Genomic DNA, 18,692 nt, shown 5'->3' on the forward strand with positions numbered 1-18,692 from the left:
CCCCAGTAGTCAGCCATGTTGTAGCCACAGAAGGGAAGCATGGCGAAGGGGTCGCGGCGCAGGTCGCCCACGGTTCCTTCAGCTGCTGCTGTCTGCTCGCTCGACATGGTGGCGCCGATGAAGACACCGTGCTGCCAGTCGAAAGCTTCGGCAACGAGAGGGATGTTGGTCGCACGACGTCCACCGAAGATGATGGCGTCGAGAGGCACACCTGCGTTTTCGTACCATTCCTCAGAAAGGGTGGGGCACTGCTGGATGGGCACCGTGAAACGAGAGTTGGGGTGAGCTGCGGGACGACCAGAATCTGGAGTCCACTCTTCACCGCGCCAGTCGATCAGGTGATCAGGAGTTGCTTCGGTCATGCCCTCCCACCAGACGTCGCCGTCATCGGTGAGTGCCACGTTAGTGAAGATGGTGTTGGAGGCCACAGTATCCATCGCGACAGGGTTGGTCTTTTCTCCCGTACCAGGAGCAACACCGAAGAATCCAGCCTCAGGGTTGATCGCGAAGAGGCGACCGTCAGCTCCTGGGCGAAGCCATGCAATATCGTCACCGATGGTCTCGGCCTTCCAGCCGGGAACGGTGGGGCGAAGCATGGCGAGGTTGGTCTTGCCACATGCCGAAGGGAACGCAGCGGCCATGTGGTACGCCTTGCCCTCAGGCGAGGTGAGCTTGAGGATGAGCATGTGCTCTGCGAGCCAGCCTTCCTGCAGACCCATGAAAGATCCAATGCGCAGCGAGAAGCACTTCTTGGACAGCAGTGCGTTTCCGCCGTAGCCAGAACCAAAGGACCAGATCTCGCGGGTCTCTGGGAAGTGGCAAATGTACTTGGTGGAGTTTGAAGGCCAGGCAATGTCGTCAACGCGACGACCGGTTGCGTCAACCAGAGGCATACCAACCGAGTGAATGGCAGGAACCCAGGGGGTCTTCTCGTCGATCTGTGCCAGTGCATCAAAGCCCATGCGGGTCATGATGCGCAGGTTGAGCACAGCGTAGGGAGAGTCAGTGAGCTGGATACCCACCTGAGAGATGGGACCACCGTAGGGACCCATGGAGAAAGGTACGACGTACATCGTGCGGCCACGCATAGAACCGTCGAAGAGGCCACGCAGTTCTGCGTTCATCTCATCGGGGTCGCGCCAGTTGTTGGTGGGGCCTGCGTCTTCTTCCTTGACAGAGCAGATGAAGGTGCGGTCTTCCACACGAGCAACGTCATCTGGGTCGGAACGAACCAAGAAAGAGTTGGGGCGCTTTGCAGCGTTGAGGGGAATCATCGATCCAGCGTCAACCAGAAGTGCGGTGAGGCGGTGCCATTCATCATCTGAACCGTCACACCATTCGATGCGCTCGGGCTTGGTCAGCTTGGCAATGTCGGCAACCCAGTGCAGCAGAGCACGCTGAGTCACGAAGGGAGGCGCGTTGAGGTCAGTGGCGATGGGCACCTCAGACTGAGTAATGGGCTCGGTGTGAGTGAGGTCTGCGATCGACATCTGAGTCTCCTTTGTCTCGACCAAGCTTTGAGGGAAGTAAAACTTGGTGATATTTCAAGTATTGACCCTTGTATACAGAAAAGTTCCCCGTTTTCACTAGAAATATTTGCTGTTTTTCTCGTATTGTAAAGAAATGGCATCTGACATGATGATTTTGGGTAAACGAATCAAACATTTCCGCATTACTGCCGGAATGACCCTGGAGCAGCTCGGCGACGCCGTCGGCGTTGTGCCGAGCCAGCTTTCCCTGATTGAGAACGGTAAGCGGGAACCCAAGCTCTCCCTGCTCAACGCCATTGCCACTTCTGTGGGCGTGAGTGTTCCAGAACTGCTCAGCACCGAAGCTCCCGATCGCCGCTCTGAGCTCGAGATTGAACTCGAACGCCTGCAGCAGTCTGAGCTCTACACCTCCCTCAACTTGCCTGCGGTGCGCAGCACCAAGGGCCTCACCGATGATGCTCTCGAAGCCATCGTGGGATTGCACAAAGAGATGGAACGTCGTTCACGTCAATCCATTGCCACTCCGGAAGAAGCCCGCCGCGCCAACACCGAGTTGCAAGCCATCATGCGCGAGAAGAACAACTACCTCCCCGAACTCGATGAGCTCGCAGAAGATCTGGTTAAGCGCACCGGACATGAATCTGGTGCACTCATGCACCGCACCGTCGCAGAAATGGCCAACCTCCTAGGTTTCGAACTCATCTTCGTGGATGACCTCCCCAGCTCGGCTCGTTCCGTCACAGATACAGCTAACGGACGTATCTACTTGCCCCCTGCCTCTATCCCGGGCGGTCACGGTCTGCGTGCCATGGCACTCCAAGCAATGGCACACCGTGTGCTGGGACATGAGAAACCCCACACCTATGCCGAGTTCTTGAAGCAGCGCCTCGAGATCAACTACTTCGCTGCTGCCTGCCTGATGCCCCGCTCGCGTTCAGTGGCGTTCTTGCAGAACGCAAAGAAGGAACGCAACATTGCCATTGAGGACTTCCGTGATGCCTTCGGCGTGACCCACGAAGCTGCCGCTCTGCGCTTTACCAACCTCGCCACCGAGCACTTAGGGCTACGCACTCACTTCCTGCGCGTGAACCAAGGTGAGGGTATTTTCCGTGGCTATGCCAACGATGGTCTGCGCATCCCCGCTGATCCAAATGGCTCCATTGAGGGCCAGGTGGTCTGCCGCAAGTGGCCAGCACGTGTGGCATTCGAACGCACCAACCGAACCAATGAGTTCTATCAATACACCGACACCCCCGGTGGAACTTTCTGGGACTCCACTCAAACCGGAACCGGCGAGAAGGAAGTCTTCTCGATCAGTGTGGGTGTTCCCTTTGATGACGCTAAATGGTTCCGTGGTCGTGACACCGACAACCGCGAGGTGTCGACGTGCCCCAGTGAAAACTGCTGCAAGGTTCCTACAGATGACCTCACCAGCCGCTGGGCTGGTAAGGCCTGGCCGAGTGCCCGTATGCACGCCCACGTTCTCTCTCCGTTGCCATCAGGAACTTTCCCCGGTGTAGATGACACTGAGCTCTTCACATTCCTCGAACGTCACGCTGGCGCATAGGCTGAAACTATGGCCCGAGTCAGCATGAGAACGATCTTTCGTTCCGAACGTTATGCAGCAATCTCGCTGGCTGCTGCCGCGATTGTGGGATTGGTTTTGGCCAACTCTGTTGCGGGGCCTGGTCTGATCGAACTCTTCTCTAGCCACATCGGCCTGCCCGCTCTTGAGCTCGATCTCAGCATTGGCCACTGGATCACTGACGGCCTGCTCGTCATCTTCTTCTTCATCGTGGCGGTTGAATTGCGCCACGAGCTCACCGTGGGGGAACTCAACACGGTCAAACATGCCCTGGCTCCCGGCATAGCCGCCGTCGGTGGTGTGATTGTTCCTGCAGTGCTCTATCTAGCTATTGCAGGTCCAGACTTTGCCCAAGGTTGGCCCATCCCCACGGCCACAGACATCGCCTTCGCACTCGGTTTAATTGCATTGGTGGGGCGCGGACTGCCCGGACGCATTCGTGTGTTCTTGCTGGCCCTTGCCGTTCTTGATGACCTCATCGCGATTGTGATCATCGCGGTGTTCTTTAGCCAAAGTCTCAACATTCTTGCGCTGGGCATGGCGGCTACTGCTGTTTACTTCTTCCGTTTCCTGGGTTGTCAGGGCCGGATCAAGAACCCTGCTCTTCGAACAACCCTGTTGATCATCGTTGCCCTGTTTGCCTGGTATTTCACGGTGCTTTCTGGCGTTCACGCCACGATCGCCGGTGTTGCGCTGGGCTTGGTTCTCAACCCACGACTTGCTGCCCAGGCCGCTCACGCACTGCAGCCCGTGACCAATGCGGTGATCTTGCCTTTGTTTGCGTTTGCCTCTGCACTGGTACTGATCCCCGCGGTCTCCCCCGCTGAACTCAGCCCAGCTTTCTGGGGTATTGCGGTGGGCCTGCCCGTGGGCAAGATCATCGGCATCATGATTGCCGGCAGTATCGTCGCGCTCATTGCCAAGCGCGGTGAAGCAACCGAGACCCTTATTCGAGGTTGGGATTTACTCACTGTGGCGGCCGTGGCAGGCATCGGGTTCACCGTGTCACTGCTCATGAACGAGCTGGCCTTTGTCGGCGACGATGCCATCCGTGACGAAGGAGTGCTGGCTGTTCTGGTCGGATCTGCGGTTGCAATCCTGATTGGTGGCAGCTTGGTTAGCTGGCGCTCTCGCCACTACCGGAAGCAGCGCTAGCTTCTTCCGCCTTAGGTAGCGGGAAAATCGCATCCAGCAAGCTTCCTGTCCATGCAATGAGGTCAGTCTCCTCGGGCAGAGGAACCGTGATCACGCGGGCTGCGGGAACATACTTGGCTCCCGGATACATCCTGGCTAATCTCACCTGAATCGAGTCAGGCAGATCTGCTGGAGTAATGCGCAGGTTGGAGCCCATCACGACAACCTCACTCAGGCCAGACTTGTGTGCTCGCCTGCGCAGGCGTGACACAGCAATGAGGTTGTGAACCTGAGCAGGGGGTTCGCCATAGCGGTCGGCAAGTTCTTCCAGAACCTGATCAATCTGTTCTTCACGCGACAGTGGCCCACTCGCAACAGAAAGCTTTTGGTATGCCTCGAGGCGCAGACGTTCACTGTCGACATAGTCGTCAGGAATGCGAGCATCAACAGGAAGCTCGAGACGAAGCTCTGTCTGGCCTTCTGCGACATCGCCGCGGAAGGCTGAGACGGCTTCGCCGATCATGCGCAAGTAGAGATCAAATCCGACTCCGGCGATGTGGCCAGACTGTTCTCCCCCGAGCAGGTTTCCTGCCCCACGAATCTCGAGGTCCTTGAGGGCAATTTGAATACCCGAGCCCAGCTCGTTATTCATCGCGAGTGCGTTCAGGCGGTCGTGAGCTGTTTCGCTCAAAGGAGTGGTCTCGTCATAGAAGAGATAGGCATAGGCACGTTCACGTCCGCGGCCCACACGACCACGCAACTGGTGAAGCTGGCTCAGGCCATACTTATCTGCTCGGTCCACGATCAAGGTGTTGGCGTTGGCAATATCCAGGCCGGTCTCAATGATGGTGGTGGAGACCAACACATCGAACTTGCGTTCCCAGAAGTCGATGATGACTTGCTCAAGCTGGTGCTCGGTCAACTGACCGTGGGCAACACCCACGCGTGCTTCCGGAACGAGCTCAGCAATCTGCGCAGCCACACGGTTGATGCTGGAGACACGGTTGTGAACGAAGAAGACTTGGCCCTCTCGCAGGATCTCCCGGCGAATAGCAGCAGCTGCCTGTTTCTCAGAGAACGGGCCCACGAAAGTGAGAATGGGGTGGCGATCCTCTGGCGGAGTGGCCAGGGTCGACATCTCGCGGATGCCTGTCACAGCCATCTCGAGCGTGCGAGGAATGGGCGTTGCACTCATGGCCAGAATGTCGACGTTGGTTTTTAGCTTCTTGAGCGCATCCTTGTGCTCCACACCAAAGCGCTGCTCTTCATCGATGATGACGAGCCCCAAGTCCTTGAACGAGACACCCTGCGCGAGAAGACGATGAGTTCCGATGACCACGTCCACGGTTCCATCAGCCATGCCCGCCAAGGTTTCCTTGGCTTCTTTGTCTGTCTGGAAACGACTGAGTGCACGCAAGTGAACGGGGAAACCAGCGAAGCGTTCCTGGAAGGTCTCAAAGTGTTGCTTCACCAGCAGCGTGGTGGGCACCAAGATGGCTACTTGCTTGCCATCTTGGACAGCCTTGAACGCGGCGCGAACTGCGATTTCTGTCTTACCAAAGCCCACGTCACCGGAGATGAGGCGGTCCATCGGGATGGCCCGCTCCATGTCAGCCTTGACCTCATCGATGGTGGTGAGCTGATCCATCGTCTCCACATAAGGGAAAGCTTCTTCGAGCTCCCGTTGCCAGGGAGTGTCAGGACTGAAGGAGAATCCACGGCTGGCCATGCGCGCGCTATAGAGCTTGACCAGCTCCACAGCGATGTCGCGAACAGCCTTGCGGGCCTTGGACTTGGCTTGACCCCAGTCACTGCCGCCCATTTTGGATAAGGCAGGAGCTTCGCCTCCCACATATCGCGTGAGCTGATCGAGCTGATCGGTGGGGACATAGAGTTTGTCGCCGGGATAGCCACGCTTGCTCGGCGCATATTCAATGACGAGGTATTCACGTGTGGTCTTCACTGCATTGCGACCACCTGAAGACACTTCACGCTGAACGAGTTCAAGGAACTTGCCAATTCCGTGGGTTTCGTGAACAACGATGTCCCCGTTTTCAAGCTTGAGCGGGTCGACAACGTTCTTGCGACGGCTGGCCAGCTTGCGCGGGGCACGGGCGTCATAGCCAGCAGCACGGCCATAGAACTCGGCTTCTGAGATGACAGCAAGCTTGGCTTCCTCGAGCTCGAAACCTGCCTCAACCGAAGCTTGAACGAGATAAGCAACAGCAGGTTCGAGCTCAGAAGGAAGCTCCGCAACCATGCGGGCAGCAAGATTGCGCTCGGACAGAACTTGTCCCGCACGCTCCACCAGACCGTGACCTTCAGCCGCAACAATGACGGTCCAGTCCTGTTTGAGAAGAGCCTCCACGTGGTCCACAGCACCATCGACGTTGCCAGCAAAGGTGGGCACTGCCTTGGCGTTGATGCGGATGGCCAGGATCTCGTCGAGATCGAGTTCTTCGGGCAAGGGTTCGGAGGCGTCAGGACCATGCTGGAAAGCACTGAACGTCCACCACGCACCACCCTGATAAGCGGAACGAAGTTCGGTAATGGTGAGGAAGTCACCAGCAGAAAGATCGATAGGTGACTGTGCTCCAGCACTTGCGGCATTCCAGGCAGCATGCAGGAATTCACGGTTGGTCTCAGTCAGGTTGATGGCACGAGTGGCAATGCGTTCAGGAGAGAGAAGAGCCACTGCAGCGCCTTCAGGCAAATAGCTGGTGATGGGAACAAGACGATCCACCAGTGCCGGAGTCAACGACTCCATGCCCTCCACAGCAATGCCTTCAGCAATCTTGGAGAGCATCTGATTAATGCCCGGGAATTCGTGTTCCATCTCGCGTGCTCGCTGACGCACGGGAGCAGTGAGCAGCAATTCACGGCTGGGTGGCAGCGCGATGTTCTGGATATCTCCGTCCAGCGAACGCTGATCCGCCACTGAAAAGGCCCGAATGGAATCCACTTCGTCACCGAAGAAGTCCACACGAATGGGGTGATCTGCCACAGGCGGGAACACATCCAAGATGCCACCGCGCACAGCAAACTCACCACGGCGGGTAACCATGTCCACCCGCACATAAGCCAAGTCCACTAACAGCGCAGCAATAGCCATCAGGTCATTGCCTCTACTGCCCACGCTCAAAGCAATAGGTTCCACATCACCGAGGTTGTCGGCGATGGGCTGCAGGGCACCACGGACAGACGTAATCATGATCAGGGGAAGTGAGCCATCCCAGTCACGAGCCTGGCGCAGGGCTTCAAACCGGCGACCCACGATTTCTGGACTGGGCGACAGGCGCTCATGAGGCAAGGTTTCCCATGCTGGGAAGTCGCACAGCAGAGCATGGGGCATCAATGAGGACAGTGCAGCTGCGAGGCGTTCTGCCTCACGGTTCGTTGCCGTCACTGCCAACACAACAGGTGGCAAACCTGCAGAAATGCGGGCCTCAATCAGAGCCGCAAGGAGAGGGGCATTCAGGCCTTCAACAACTGAGAAATCAGCATCTTTGTTGGCATAGCTGAGTGCATCAGCGATATTTGGGGTGCGCGAAAGGGCGCGCGAAAGCCCCTGAAATACCATGAAGCTAGTCTATGTCGCTCACCAGAGCGTGGCAGCCTCTGCGAGTTGTTCAGCAGTGCAGCTGCGGGTATATGAACCGGTGCTGTATCCCAACTTCACGATGGTGGCGCAGTCCGCCATCCATTCCACCGGCATGGAACCAGTCTGGCCAGGAACGAGAGCGTTGTAGGCGGTCATGATGGAAGGACCGTATTTCCACCACTGTCTGGCGTGGGCAGCCTCGTGCACGAGGACAGAAACTCCCACGCTGTTGGAGTAACGCTCGGTCAACGAGCTATCCAGGGTGATGGGCACACGATCCGTGCTTGACCCATTGAGATTTACCGTGGCATAACCACAGAGATAGACATTGGCACCAAACTGCCTGGCACACATGCCGTCTTCCCAGACCACATAGGAGTTGGGCGCCAAAGCAGTGACATAAGCCTCTGCACTGAACCCCTGACTCACCGGAGCTGCAGCAGCAGCTGTTACCGGCGGGGCAGGAGCGGTGGGTGTTGTGGAACCACCTGTTTGTTCGAGGGATTGTGATTGTGCTGCTCGACGAGCGGCAGCAGCAGCCTGCGCTGCGGCAGCAGCTTCAGCAGCAGCTTGTTCTGCAGCAATACGATCTTGCTCTGCCTGCCATGCGGCCTGTGCACTCTGAACGTCCTGAATACCTGTCCCCAAAGCCATCACAGCTTTCACCAGTGCTTCAACACTGGTGGTGTCACTCGTCTGAACTTCTTCTGCACGAAGTTGCTGGCCATATGGCCACAACAGATCGAGAGGGTCTGCTGTTTTCAAGCTCGCGACCGAGGCTTTGAGTTTGACCAGCTCGGCTTTTTGAATCTTCAGAGTTTTTTGAGCCTGGGCGATGGACTTCTCGAGAGTTTGGCGAGATGCGTCATCCAGAACCTTGCCGCTGGAATCGGTGAGGATTGTCTGGGCATTTTTGATGGCCAATTCAAGATCTGCAGCACGCTCGGTCAGTGCCTCCACACGCTCATTACCACTAGCAATAGTGTCGATGACTTGAGACTGTGCACTCTGCTGTGTAGAGACATAGTTTGTTCCCACAACCACGGCAGTGCTGGCAACCAGCACTGTGCTGACTGCCAGTGCGGCAATCAATTGAGCCCGAGGGGAGAACTTCACTGCTTCAGGCTAACAACTCAGTCTTTGAAGAAACTGACAGTTTCCTTGAGTTATGCAGGGGAATTGAAGCGCTGCTGCGCTGCGAGCATTCCCTCATCTGCGATGGTCTCTACTGCGTCGGTGGCATGCGCCAGAACGTGAGGCAGGATCTCTCGCTCAGTGGAGTTGAAGTTCGAGAGAACGAAGTCAGCTGCATCCTGACGTCCGGGAGGACGTCCAATACCGATGCGCACACGGTTGAACTCATTGGTGCCAATGGCGGCGATGATGTCGCGGAGGCCGTTGTGGCCGCCGTGACCACCGTTGCTTTTGAGACGGATCACGTCGAAGTCAATGTCGAGTTCATCGTGCAAGACGATCAGGTTGGCGGGCTCAACGCCATAGAACTTGAGCAGGTTAGCTACTGGCCCGCCTGAGAGGTTCATAAATGTATTGGGCTTGGCAATGACGAGCTTGGGGCCTCCGGGGCGCACCCAACCTTCTGCTACCAAGGCATTAGCTTTGTGTGATTTGAAACTCACACCGATGTCGCTGGCCAACTGCGACACAGCCATCTGACCCACATTGTGGCGATGACCGGCGTAGTCGGGCCCGGGGTTACCGAGCCCGACTACAAGCCAGGTTGTGCTCAATTGAGTTATTACTCAGCAGCCTCAGCTGCGGCAGCTGCACCGGAGAGCTCAGCGTCAGCTTCAGCTGCTGCCTTCTCTGCGTCGTGCTGCTCAGCGTGGATTTCTGCCTTGTGCTCAGCGTGTGCTGCGTCGTCAGCAAGTTCTGCTGCGAGCTCGTCGCCAGACTCAGCCAGGTCCTTAGCCGAAGGAGAGTGAACGTGAACAACGAGGCGGGTTGATTCGCCATCGATGACTGCGTCCGAAGGAAGCTCTAGCTCAGCGAAGGTGACCTTGAATCCAGGAGCCTTGCCCTCGATGTTGATCTCGATGAACTCAGGAATGTGAGTTGCGTTAGCGAGAAGAGGAACAGTCTTTGCGTCGAGCTCAAGAACTGCACCAGACTGCTGGGTTCCCACGATGTGGAGAGGAACGTTCACGAGAACCTTCTCGCCCTGGTTCACGACAACGAGGTCAATGTGCTCGATGATCTGGAGTACGGGGTCCTTCTGGACATCCTTCACCAGAGTCAGCTGGCTCTTGCCATCGATCTGGAGGTCGAGGATTGCGTTCTTCTTACGAAGAAGAAGCTTGACCTGGTGAGCTGGAACAGCAACGTGCTGAACCTCTGCACCGTGACCGTATACAACTGCAGGAATCTGACCAGCAGCGCGCAGACGGCGAGCAAAGCCCTTACCGAACTGGGTACGTACCTCTGCGGGTACCTTGTTATCAACTTCAGCCATGATGGCCTCCTAATCTGTGAGGCCGTGGCCTCAATCGTTATTTCAACTCGAACGCATGTCAGCGTGAGGAAACGGCGAGAGCCACATTCCACCGCGTCGATTACGGATATCCATGAGATATCCCTCGCCGAAGTACGTCTTTACTGTATCGGCAAAGGCGTAACAGCGCGAAATCGGGGAAAGAAGCCAATCTGCGGTCGGGTACGATTGAGGCAGAGACTTTATTCATTAAGAGACGACTGAATACCTCTACTTTTCCCACTTTTTCTTTACTTGAGCTAGGAGACGCATTCGTGAGCGCGAAGGCAAACATCGGAGTCGTTGGACTCGCCGTTATGGGTTCGAACTTGGCACGTAACCTCGCCAGCCGCGAAGGCAACACCGTTGCCGTCTACAACCGCTCCTATGCACGCACCGAGCAGCTCATCACCGAGCACCCTGAGGCTGGCTTCATCGCGTCGGAGACCATCGATGACTTCGTGGCCTCGCTGGCACAGCCCCGCACCGCGATCATCATGGTTCAGGCCGGTGCTGGTACTGATGCTGTGATTAGCCAACTGGCTGAGCGCTTCGAGCCTGGTGACATCATCGTTGACGGTGGTAACGCACTCTTCACTGACACTCTGCGCCGTGAGGCAGCTATCTCCCCCACCGGCGTTCACTTTGTCGGTGCGGGTATTTCCGGTGGTGAAGAGGGTGCGCTCAAGGGCCCCAGCATCATGCCTGGTGGTTCAGCAGAGTCCTACAAGACCCTCGGCCCCATCCTTTCTTCGATTGCTGCAGTTGCCGAGGGTGAGCCCTGCGTGACTCACGTGGGCACCGACGGTGCTGGCCACTTCGTGAAGATGATCCACAACGGTATTGAGTATGCAGACATGCAGCTCATCGCTGAGGCATACGACCTTCTGCGCAACATCGGTGGTTTCACTCCTGCCCAGATCGCAGACATCTTCACCGAATGGAACAAGGGCGAGCTCGAGTCCTACCTGATCGAGATCACCGCAGAGGTTCTCAAGCAGGTTGACGCCAAGACTGGTAAGCCTCTGGTTGATGTCATCCTCGACGAGGCAGGCTCGAAGGGCACCGGCGTGTGGACTGTTCAGACGTCGCTGAACCTGGGCGTTCCCGTTTCCGGTATTGCTGAAGCCGTCTTCGCCCGTTCGCTGTCTTCTCAGCGTGCACAGCGTGACGCAGCCAACAACCTGCCTGCCGACACCGTTGCCTACAACGTTGAAGACAAGGCTGCCTTTGTCGAAGACGTGCGCCGCGCACTCTACGCATCCAAGATTGTTGCCTATGCACAGGGCTTCGACGCTATTCGTGCCGGTGCCAAGGAATACAACTGGAACATCGACTTGGGCGCTGTGTCCAAGATCTGGCGTGGTGGTTGCATCATTCGTGCCCAGTTCCTCAACCGCATTGCTGAGGCCTACGGCAAGGATGCAAACCTGCTTTCTCTCCTGCTTGATGGTTACTTCACCGACGCAGTGGCCAAGTCACTGGGCGCTTGGCGTCGCATCGTGGCTGGCGCTTCGCTGGCTGGTTACCCCATCCCCGCGTTTGCTTCCTCACTGTCGTACTACGACGGCCTGCGTGCTGAGCGTCTTCCTGCCTCTGTTGTTCAGGGACAGCGCGACTTCTTCGGCGCTCACACCTACAAGCGCATCGACATGCCTGGCACCTTCCACACGCTGTGGTCTGGTGACCGCACCGAAATCGAAGCTGAGCCCAGCACCCACTAATCCGATTGCGGGATTTCCCTCCCCCGCCTAAAGGAGACATCCATGAGTGATCGCATTGTGGTCATTGGTGAGGCCTTGATTGACCTCATCCAGCAGTCTGATGGCAGCTACCAGGCGAAGCCTGGTGGTGCCCCTGCGAACGTTTCTATTGCCCTCGCTCGTCTTGGTGCTCACGTCAGCTTTGCTGGCCGCATGAGTGATGACAAGTTTGGCCAGAAGCTGCACGACTGGCTTAGCCCTGAGAAGATCGACCTCTCACTGGTGGAGCGCACCAGCGATCCCACCTCACTTGCCGTGGCATCCCTCGATGAACAGGGCAAGGCAAGCTACAGCTTCTATCTCAAAGGAACTGCGGACTGGGGCTGGACTCTGGGTGCTTTCGTTCACCTCGAGGTTGAACCACCCGCAGCTCTCGTGATTGGTTCTGTTGCCACCGCCATTGAGCCTGGTGCTTCGGTGATTGAGAACCTGGCAGGTCACCTGCACTCTACGGAAAATTCCACCGTGATTATCGATCTCAACATCCGACCTGGTCTCGGTTTTGAGCGCGAGAACGAAACCGTGCGCGTGGAGCGCCAGATCAAGCTTGCCCACATCGTCAAGGCATCAGACGATGACCTTGCGTGGCTCTACCCTGACCGCTCTCCTGTTGACACCGCCCGCTTGTGGGCAGGTGCTGGCCACCACGTCATCATGACCCGGGGTGCTGATGGCGCAACCCTCTTCACTCCCACTGGTGACACCGTGAGCGTGAAGGCTCCCGTGATTGAACTCGTCGACACCGTCGGCGCTGGCGACTCCTTCCTCGGTGCAACGCTCTATGGCCTGCAGCAACGTGGTGCCCTTGGAGGCAACGCTGAGGAACTTTTGGCCAAGGTCACACTTGATGACTGGATTGACCTCCTCACCCTCGCTGCTGAGGTGGGTGCGATTACTTGTTCACGTGCTGGGTGTAATCCGCCCACGCTTGCCGAACTAGGCTTGTAATTCTGATGCTGACCCAAATACTCATTACTCAAGGAATCCTCCTTGTCTGCGTCCTTTTGGGTTGGTATGCCGGCCGCTCTATTCACAAGTTCGCAGATAAGCGCTTTGGTGAAGAAGACCTCGCTGGGCGTGAACTCGGCCGCCTGACAGACACCCTTGCCTTCGTTGGTGGCGCTGTGGGTATTTTGCTCGGCTTGCTCTTGAGCTTTGCTGTTGCCGACTTCGATGACACCAAGACCAGCATTCAAACCATGGGCCGCAGCAGCGTAACCATCTTCTCTGCTGCTGAATCCCTGGAAGCTGAACAGCGCCAGGAAGTCAGACGCGACGTCATTTGTACACTGCGCTCAGCTGTTGCAGATGATTGGTCCGCCATTGGAAACAATGAGCGCGGCGGTTCCGCCATCACCACAGAATGGGTTTTGAAACTCAACGCAGATGTCAGCACAGTTTCGTTGAACACCATTCAGCAGCAACTCAACTTCCCAGGTCTTCTGCAAGGAACAACAGATCTCACGACTGCTCGTGAAGAGCTGGTGATGGGAAACTCTGCTCTGATTCCTTTTGTGGTGTGGCTGGTTATTTACTTCTCCAGCTTCATCATGAGTGCCCTCTTAGCTATGCACTTGGCTGACCGAAAGATTATGGCCAGGATCTCAGCAGGAATGGCATGGGGAATCCTCGCAGTCATCCTCTTTGCCCTGACCGTGCTGGATGCTCCACTGGCACCTGTCATGGGCACACCCTCGCTTGAACCAGCACCGATTGTTGAAACACTCGACGTGCTGCAAGAGTCATTCCCTGACAAAGCACTTTGGGTTGAGTGCCCTGTACTAACCAACAACTAACTCCAACTCAGGAGTTAGTCTCCGCCCACCACCACGATCTCAGAGAAACCAGCTGCTGCTCTGCTTTTTAGAACTCCCGGCAATTCAGGGTTCATGAAAGCCGCGGCTATTTGGTCGAGTTGCCAGTCAAGGTGAGAACGACAAAGCCACGCATCCAGGTTGGCGTGATGCCATTGATTTTGCTGACAACCGCGAGATTCTCTGGGTTAATGCCCAAGCCAGCATCAGTGAACGTCCACGTCTGGACAAAAGTAGCGTTTGCACAGCTGTTTTCAGAGAACTGGCTCACTTCTCCACCAAGGTATTCAAGAACAGTTGGCCACGCATTGATTCCTGAACACTTTTCGGAAACCTTACTGATGAGGGCTTCAGATTCATTGATTGCAGTGTCAGCTTCAAAGTCGCTAGCGGCATACTTCAGTGAAGCAAGTCCAAGGAAAGGCGACTGCGCAAACCCTGGCACCTGAGAAATATCGGCAGGCATCATTCCAGTCGTGTTCTCCACGTTCACGGGGGAAAGTGCTGCTTTGTTGAGGTAGTCCGAATAGAGCTGTTGGCAGGCGTCGTAATTGAAGCTGCTCTGCGTCGCATTGACAGGCACAGCGTTTTTCATGTCATAGCTCGTGGGATCAACGCCAGAAGCGTTATTAGGGAAACAAGGGTTTCCCGCACTCGCATCTGTGGGATTCAGAATTCCGGCTCGCGCATCATTTTGACCCATGCCAAGGTAAGAGACACCAAAAACGTTGAATTCCTGACCTGCAATGTTCACCGGAGTGATGTTGTTTCCAGAACCGGTCGTCGCAAAAGCAATCTGGCTGGATGCCCCACCGATTTCTACAATTCCTTGAGGGTCAGCCTTTCCCGCGAAAACACCCTTGTCATAGTTGACGTCAACCCAGGAAAACAATGCCTCTTGCTGGCCAGAAATTGTAGCGACCTCTGCAGCAGGGAATCCATCCGCAGTAATGGCCTCGGTTACGTCCTGATAGATCGCATCTACTGCGGCAGGATCTGCTTGCGCAACGTTACGCATGCCTGCTGTTGCCAGCACATAGACCGGCACATCCTGAGGAGAAATCTGACGAATAGCCAAGAAATTACCCAGCTCATCGAGCAAAGGTTGGATCTCCGCTTCACCCACATCCGCGGGGTTTTCAGCAAAGGATGACAAACCTGAGCTATCAGGGGATTCAAACTCCAGCAAGGTTGTGACCTTCACACTGCTGGAGGTGGCGTCTCCTTCAAACAAGTTGATGCGTGTGCCGCTACTGCCCGCATCAATCACGGCCATATAGCTCGACTCGTCAGCTACTGGAGCAGGAGTTGCACACCCACTGAACAGCATCGCTGTTGCAATAGCGATACTCGAACCAAAGATTGCCTTATTGAAAGACACAGATACCCCCAAGATTGGTGAAACAGAGCGATAAAAGAGTGTGGTCTACTCAGCAACAAAGTCAGAGACTGCAAGAACTGGGCAATCAGAAGGAATAGCTTCAGGATAAGAATCCTTCAGGGTTTGGATCGTTCCCTGCATTGCGACAGGTTGCAGTGAAGCCACACCTTCTGCAAAGGGGTGGTCCAAGACACCGAGGGCTGCCACAGTCACACCCAGGATGACATAGGTCGCACTGATGGATACTCGCCCCAAATACTTTCTATCGGCCAGCTGCAGGGCAAGCAAAGCAGAGAGAACAAAGCTCGCGAGATAAATCACAAACCACACAATTCCTGGAATTTGTGGTTGCGCGATGAGGAGGCGGAATTGTCTCAACTCAGGGATGTTGTCGTTGTGTTCAACCAGAATGAAATACCCAGTGGACTGCTTCTCGTCTTCGAGGGTCAGATTCAAAATCTTGCTTCGCAGTTCTTTAGTCCACGCTGTCGTGTTTTCAGCACCGGTGACATCGCCTGCTGCTGTCGCTTTCCAATCCTCAGCCGTCACTGACTCCATGTAACACAGGAGTGTTTGACGAGCGTCTATGCTTTCAGATTCATTGAAAGATCCGAGCGAATAAAAAAGCTTGGCGTTGTTGACTGCTTCAGCACGCGCAGCATCTTGAGCATCTGCATAATGCTGAACTGCGAAAACCAAGAGCAAGCCCAACAGAATTCCGGCAGCGCCACCTACAAATCCGACGGTCTCTCCCAGGCGAGTGAGTTCACCTTTAGAGCTTTCTTTATTCGATTTGTTGCTAATGATTCGGTGGAGATACTTGCCAAGAAACCAGCCGCCAACAACAAATAGTGCCAGGATTCCTTGATTAATCAGGATGTCAGGAGTCATAGAGAACTACTATGCAGCACCATCGAACATCGAGGTGACAGAACCTTCTTCAAAGACTTCGTGAATGGCACTTGCCAGCAGTGGAGCGATGGGAAGAATGGTGAGCTTCTCAAAGCGCTTGTCTTCAGGAACTGGAAGAGTGTCGGTGACGACAACTTCGCTAATGAATTCAGACTGCAGAATTTCACAAGCTGGGTCAGAGAACACCGCGTGTGTAGCAGCAACAACTACCCCTGTCGCTCCCGCAGCAACGAGTGCTTCAGCAGCCTTCACGATGGTGCGACCAGTGTCGATCATGTCGTCAACAAGGAGGCAGACGCGGCCTGAAACGTCACCCACGATTTCGTGGACGGTGACCTGGTTGTGAACCTTGGGGTCGCGACGCTTGTGAATGATGGCCAGAGGAGCACCGAGCTTCTCACTCCAGATGTCTGCAACGCGAACGCGGCCCATGTCAGGAGAAACAACAGTCAAGGTGGTGGGGTCCAGCTGAGCGCGGAAGTGCTCAAGCAGAACAGGCATAGCAAAGAGGTGGTCAACGGGGCCATCAAAGAAGCCCTGGATCTGCGCTGCGTGGAGGTCAACGCTCATGATGCGGTCAGCGCCAGCAGTCTTGAACAGGTCAGCCATCAGACGAGCAGAGATGGGCTCACGACCGCGGCCTTTCTTGTCCTGGCGGGCGTAGGGGTAGAAGGGGGCAACAACAGTGATGCGCTTGGCAGATGCACGCTTGAGTGCATCAATCATGATCAAGGTCTCCATCACCCATTCGTTGATGGGGGCAGTGTGGGACTGAACCACGAAGACATCTGCACCACGAACACTGTCGTCGTAACGGGCATAGATTTCACCGTTAGCAAAGGTGCGCAGGTCTGTACCAGAGACGTGGGTCTTCAGCTCTTTGGCAACGTCGGTTGCCAGCTGTGGGTGAGCACGTCCACTGACGATCACGAGCTTCTTCTTCGTAGACACTGAGATTTCTGACACTTGCGGCCTTTCGAAGGTGGTTTGACTCGTGGTGGGGAGTTACTTGGCCTCGTCAGCAGCCTTGGCTGCTGCGGTGCCTGGACGGTTAGCTTGAACCCAGCCATCCATGTTGCGCTGTGGAGCTACGTTAATGGCAAGCGCTCCGGCTGGAACATCCTTACGGATGACTGCACCGGCGCCACTATAAGCTCCATCGCCAATACTAATTGGCGCAACGAACGTGTTGTGAGAGCCAGTTCGCACGTGAGAACCCACGGTGGTGTGGCTCTTGGTCACACCGTCGTAGTTCGCAAAGATGGTGCCCGCACCAATGTTGCTTCCTTCGCCGATGGTGGCGTCTCCCACGTAGGAAAGGTGAGGAACCTTGCTGCCCTTGCCAATGCGTGCATTTTTCGTCTCAACGAAAGTGCCGATCTTGCCGGAGGCTTCAAGGTATGTTCCAGGACGCAGGTAGGAGAAGGGTCCAACCGATGCGCCAGCGCCGATAACGGACAGGGTCGCATCGGTGCGCTTGATCACAGCGCCTTCGCCCACCTCGGTGTCGAGCAGGGTGGTGTCGGGGCCAATGATGGCTCCGGTCTCCACCACGGTTGCACCGAGGAGTTGAGTACCAGGCTTAATCTCCACATCAGGAGCGAGCTGCACCTGGATATCAATCCAAGTTGAAGCGGGGTCGGTGATGGTGACACCGGCAAGCTGCCAACCGCGCACTATCAAACCGTTGAGAAGTCCTGCAGCACGGGAAAGCTGCGCACGGTCGTTGATGCCTTCGACCTTCCAGGAATCCAGAATCTCCACAGCAGCAACCGTTGCACCTGCTTCGCGAAGAAGACCAATCACATCAGTGATGTATTTCTCGCCCTGTGCGTTATCCAGGGTGAGATTGCTCAGCTGTGCACGAAGCTTAGGAGCGGAGAAGACATAGATACCGGCGTTGATTTCCTTGATAGCCAGTTCATCCTGGTTGGCATCCTTGTGCTCAACGAGCTTCTCGAGATTGCCATCAACAGAACGGATGACGCGACCATATCCGGTGGCGTCATCAAGAATGGTGGACAGCACAGTGGCTGCTGCTTGTGCTTCACGGTGCTGGTTGATCAGGCCCTGAAGAGTTTCTGAATCCAGCAGAGGAACGTCACCGTTGACCACAAGCACATCACCAGCAAAACCAGCAGGAAGTGCAGCAACAGCAAGCTCCACAGCACGGCCAGTGCCAGGAACGTCGTCCTGGTCCACGATGATGCTTTCAGGAAGGTCTACTTCAATGACCTCAACGAGGCGATCACGTTCGTGACGAACCACAGAGACAACGTGTGCTGCCTTCAATTCACGAGCAGTGGCGAGAACGTGAGAGACAACGGAGACGCCGCCAAGCTTGTGCAAAAGCTTGGGAGTGGAGCTCTTCATGCGAGTGCCTTGACCGGCTGCAAGAACCACGATGGCAAGTTGTGCGTCGGTCACTCACTTCTCCAATTTTTGATCGGGAGCTCCGCCACCAGGATTCGAACCTAGACCAACAGATCCAAAGACTGTTGTGCTGCCTTTACACTATGGCGGA

At 55.9% G+C, this 18,692-nt stretch carries 14 protein-coding genes and 1 tRNA gene; 5 read left to right on the forward strand and 10 right to left on the reverse strand.

All coding sequences use genetic code 11. The features are described 5' to 3' along the window. Window positions 1-1,490, reverse strand: a 1,490-nt coding sequence (locus Q0362_RS02520; protein WP_298119429.1) for a phosphoenolpyruvate carboxykinase (GTP), incomplete at its 3' end; no start/stop codon positions are given. Between the two features lie 133 nt (window positions 1,491-1,623). On the opposite strand from Q0362_RS02520, the gene Q0362_RS02525 reads away from it, so the two are divergent. Next, window positions 1,624-3,057, forward strand: coding sequence for an XRE family transcriptional regulator (locus tag Q0362_RS02525; protein WP_298119431.1), 1,434 nt, complete (start codon window positions 1,624-1,626; stop codon window positions 3,055-3,057). A gap of 24 nt (window positions 3,058-3,081) precedes the next feature. Beyond that, complete coding sequence (locus Q0362_RS02530) at window positions 3,082-4,230, forward strand: Na+/H+ antiporter NhaA (RefSeq protein WP_298119433.1); 1,149 nt, start codon at window positions 3,082-3,084, stop codon at window positions 4,228-4,230. Here the strand turns inward: Q0362_RS02530 and mfd are convergent. Genes mfd through Q0362_RS02550 form a run of 4 tightly spaced genes read right to left on the reverse strand, consistent with a single transcriptional unit; the run spans window position 4,193 to window position 10,280 of the window. Continuing rightward, the gene (gene mfd / locus Q0362_RS02535) at window positions 4,193-7,789 is read right to left on the reverse strand and encodes a transcription-repair coupling factor (RefSeq protein WP_298119435.1); all 3,597 of its coding nucleotides are present in this window, start codon (window positions 7,787-7,789) and stop codon (window positions 4,193-4,195) included. The two genes, Q0362_RS02530 and mfd, sit on opposite strands and share 38 nt — an antisense overlap. An 18-nt stretch (window positions 7,790-7,807) precedes the next feature. Continuing rightward, on the reverse strand, window positions 7,808-8,926 hold the full coding sequence (locus Q0362_RS02540; RefSeq protein ID WP_298119437.1) for a hypothetical protein: 1,119 nt from the start codon (window positions 8,924-8,926) through the stop codon (window positions 7,808-7,810). A 50-nt stretch (window positions 8,927-8,976) separates the two neighbouring features. Then, window positions 8,977-9,558, reverse strand: a complete 582-nt coding sequence (pth, locus tag Q0362_RS02545; protein WP_298119439.1) for an aminoacyl-tRNA hydrolase — start codon at window positions 9,556-9,558, stop codon at window positions 8,977-8,979. Between the two features lie 8 nt (window positions 9,559-9,566). Further along, window positions 9,567-10,280 (reverse strand): 50S ribosomal protein L25/general stress protein Ctc, encoded by a 714-nt coding sequence (locus Q0362_RS02550; RefSeq protein WP_298119441.1) that lies wholly within the window; start codon window positions 10,278-10,280, stop codon window positions 9,567-9,569. 293 nt (window positions 10,281-10,573) lie between these two features. Here Q0362_RS02550 and gndA point away from each other — a divergent pair, with 293 nt between their 5' ends. From gndA to Q0362_RS02565, 3 genes are read left to right on the forward strand one after another with little or no spacing between them, the layout of a single operon-like run. Continuing rightward, window positions 10,574-12,022, forward strand: coding sequence for an NADP-dependent phosphogluconate dehydrogenase (gndA, locus tag Q0362_RS02555; RefSeq protein ID WP_298119443.1), 1,449 nt, complete (start codon window positions 10,574-10,576; stop codon window positions 12,020-12,022). A gap of 42 nt (window positions 12,023-12,064) precedes the next feature. Next, window positions 12,065-13,009: a carbohydrate kinase gene (locus Q0362_RS02560; protein ID WP_298119445.1), complete on the forward strand. Its 945-nt coding sequence runs from the start codon at window positions 12,065-12,067 to the stop codon at window positions 13,007-13,009. A gap of 5 nt (window positions 13,010-13,014) precedes the next feature. Further along, a complete protein-coding gene (locus Q0362_RS02565) occupies window positions 13,015-13,857 on the forward strand; it encodes a hypothetical protein (RefSeq protein ID WP_298119447.1) in 843 nt (280 codons plus the stop codon). A gap of 106 nt (window positions 13,858-13,963) precedes the next feature. On the opposite strand, the gene Q0362_RS02570 is transcribed toward Q0362_RS02565, so the two are convergent. From Q0362_RS02570 to Q0362_RS02590, 5 genes are all read right to left on the reverse strand, one after another. Continuing rightward, on the reverse strand, window positions 13,964-15,256 hold the full coding sequence (locus tag Q0362_RS02570; RefSeq protein WP_298119449.1) for a hypothetical protein: 1,293 nt from the start codon (window positions 15,254-15,256) through the stop codon (window positions 13,964-13,966). 45 nt (window positions 15,257-15,301) lie between these two features. Continuing rightward, on the reverse strand, window positions 15,302-16,147 hold the full coding sequence (locus Q0362_RS02575; protein WP_298119451.1) for a hypothetical protein: 846 nt from the start codon (window positions 16,145-16,147) through the stop codon (window positions 15,302-15,304). A gap of 9 nt (window positions 16,148-16,156) precedes the next feature. Then, on the reverse strand, window positions 16,157-17,134 hold the full coding sequence (locus tag Q0362_RS02580; protein ID WP_298119453.1) for a ribose-phosphate diphosphokinase: 978 nt from the start codon (window positions 17,132-17,134) through the stop codon (window positions 16,157-16,159). Window positions 17,135-17,173: 39 nt separating this feature from the next. Next, the gene (gene glmU / locus Q0362_RS02585) at window positions 17,174-18,595 is read right to left on the reverse strand and encodes a bifunctional UDP-N-acetylglucosamine diphosphorylase/glucosamine-1-phosphate N-acetyltransferase GlmU (RefSeq protein WP_298119455.1); all 1,422 of its coding nucleotides are present in this window, start codon (window positions 18,593-18,595) and stop codon (window positions 17,174-17,176) included. A gap of 26 nt (window positions 18,596-18,621) precedes the next feature. After that, window positions 18,622-18,692, reverse strand: a tRNA-Gln gene (locus Q0362_RS02590).

Origin of the sequence: uncultured Aurantimicrobium sp. (assembly GCF_936931525.1) — a bacterium.
Classification (GTDB): Bacteria; Actinomycetota; Actinomycetes; order Actinomycetales; family Microbacteriaceae; genus Aurantimicrobium.

Excerpts from the sequence above, each read along its gene's own strand:
- Q0362_RS02565 (WP_298119447.1), top strand. The coding sequence starts at position 13,015 with ATGCTGACCCAAATACTCATTACTCAAGGAATCCTCCTTGTCTGCGTC.
- Q0362_RS02530 (WP_298119433.1), top strand. The coding sequence starts at position 3,082 with ATGAGAACGATCTTTCGTTCCGAACGTTATGCAGCAATCTCGCTGGCT.
- Q0362_RS02550 (WP_298119441.1), bottom strand. The coding sequence starts at position 10,280 with ATGGCTGAAGTTGATAACAAGGTACCCGCAGAGGTACGTACCCAGTTC.
- Q0362_RS02575 (WP_298119451.1), bottom strand. The coding sequence starts at position 16,147 with ATGACTCCTGACATCCTGATTAATCAAGGAATCCTGGCACTATTTGTT.
- Q0362_RS02560 (WP_298119445.1), top strand. The coding sequence starts at position 12,065 with ATGAGTGATCGCATTGTGGTCATTGGTGAGGCCTTGATTGACCTCATC.
- mfd (WP_298119435.1), bottom strand. The coding sequence starts at position 7,789 with ATGGTATTTCAGGGGCTTTCGCGCGCCCTTTCGCGCACCCCAAATATC.
- Q0362_RS02525 (WP_298119431.1), top strand. The coding sequence starts at position 1,624 with ATGGCATCTGACATGATGATTTTGGGTAAACGAATCAAACATTTCCGC.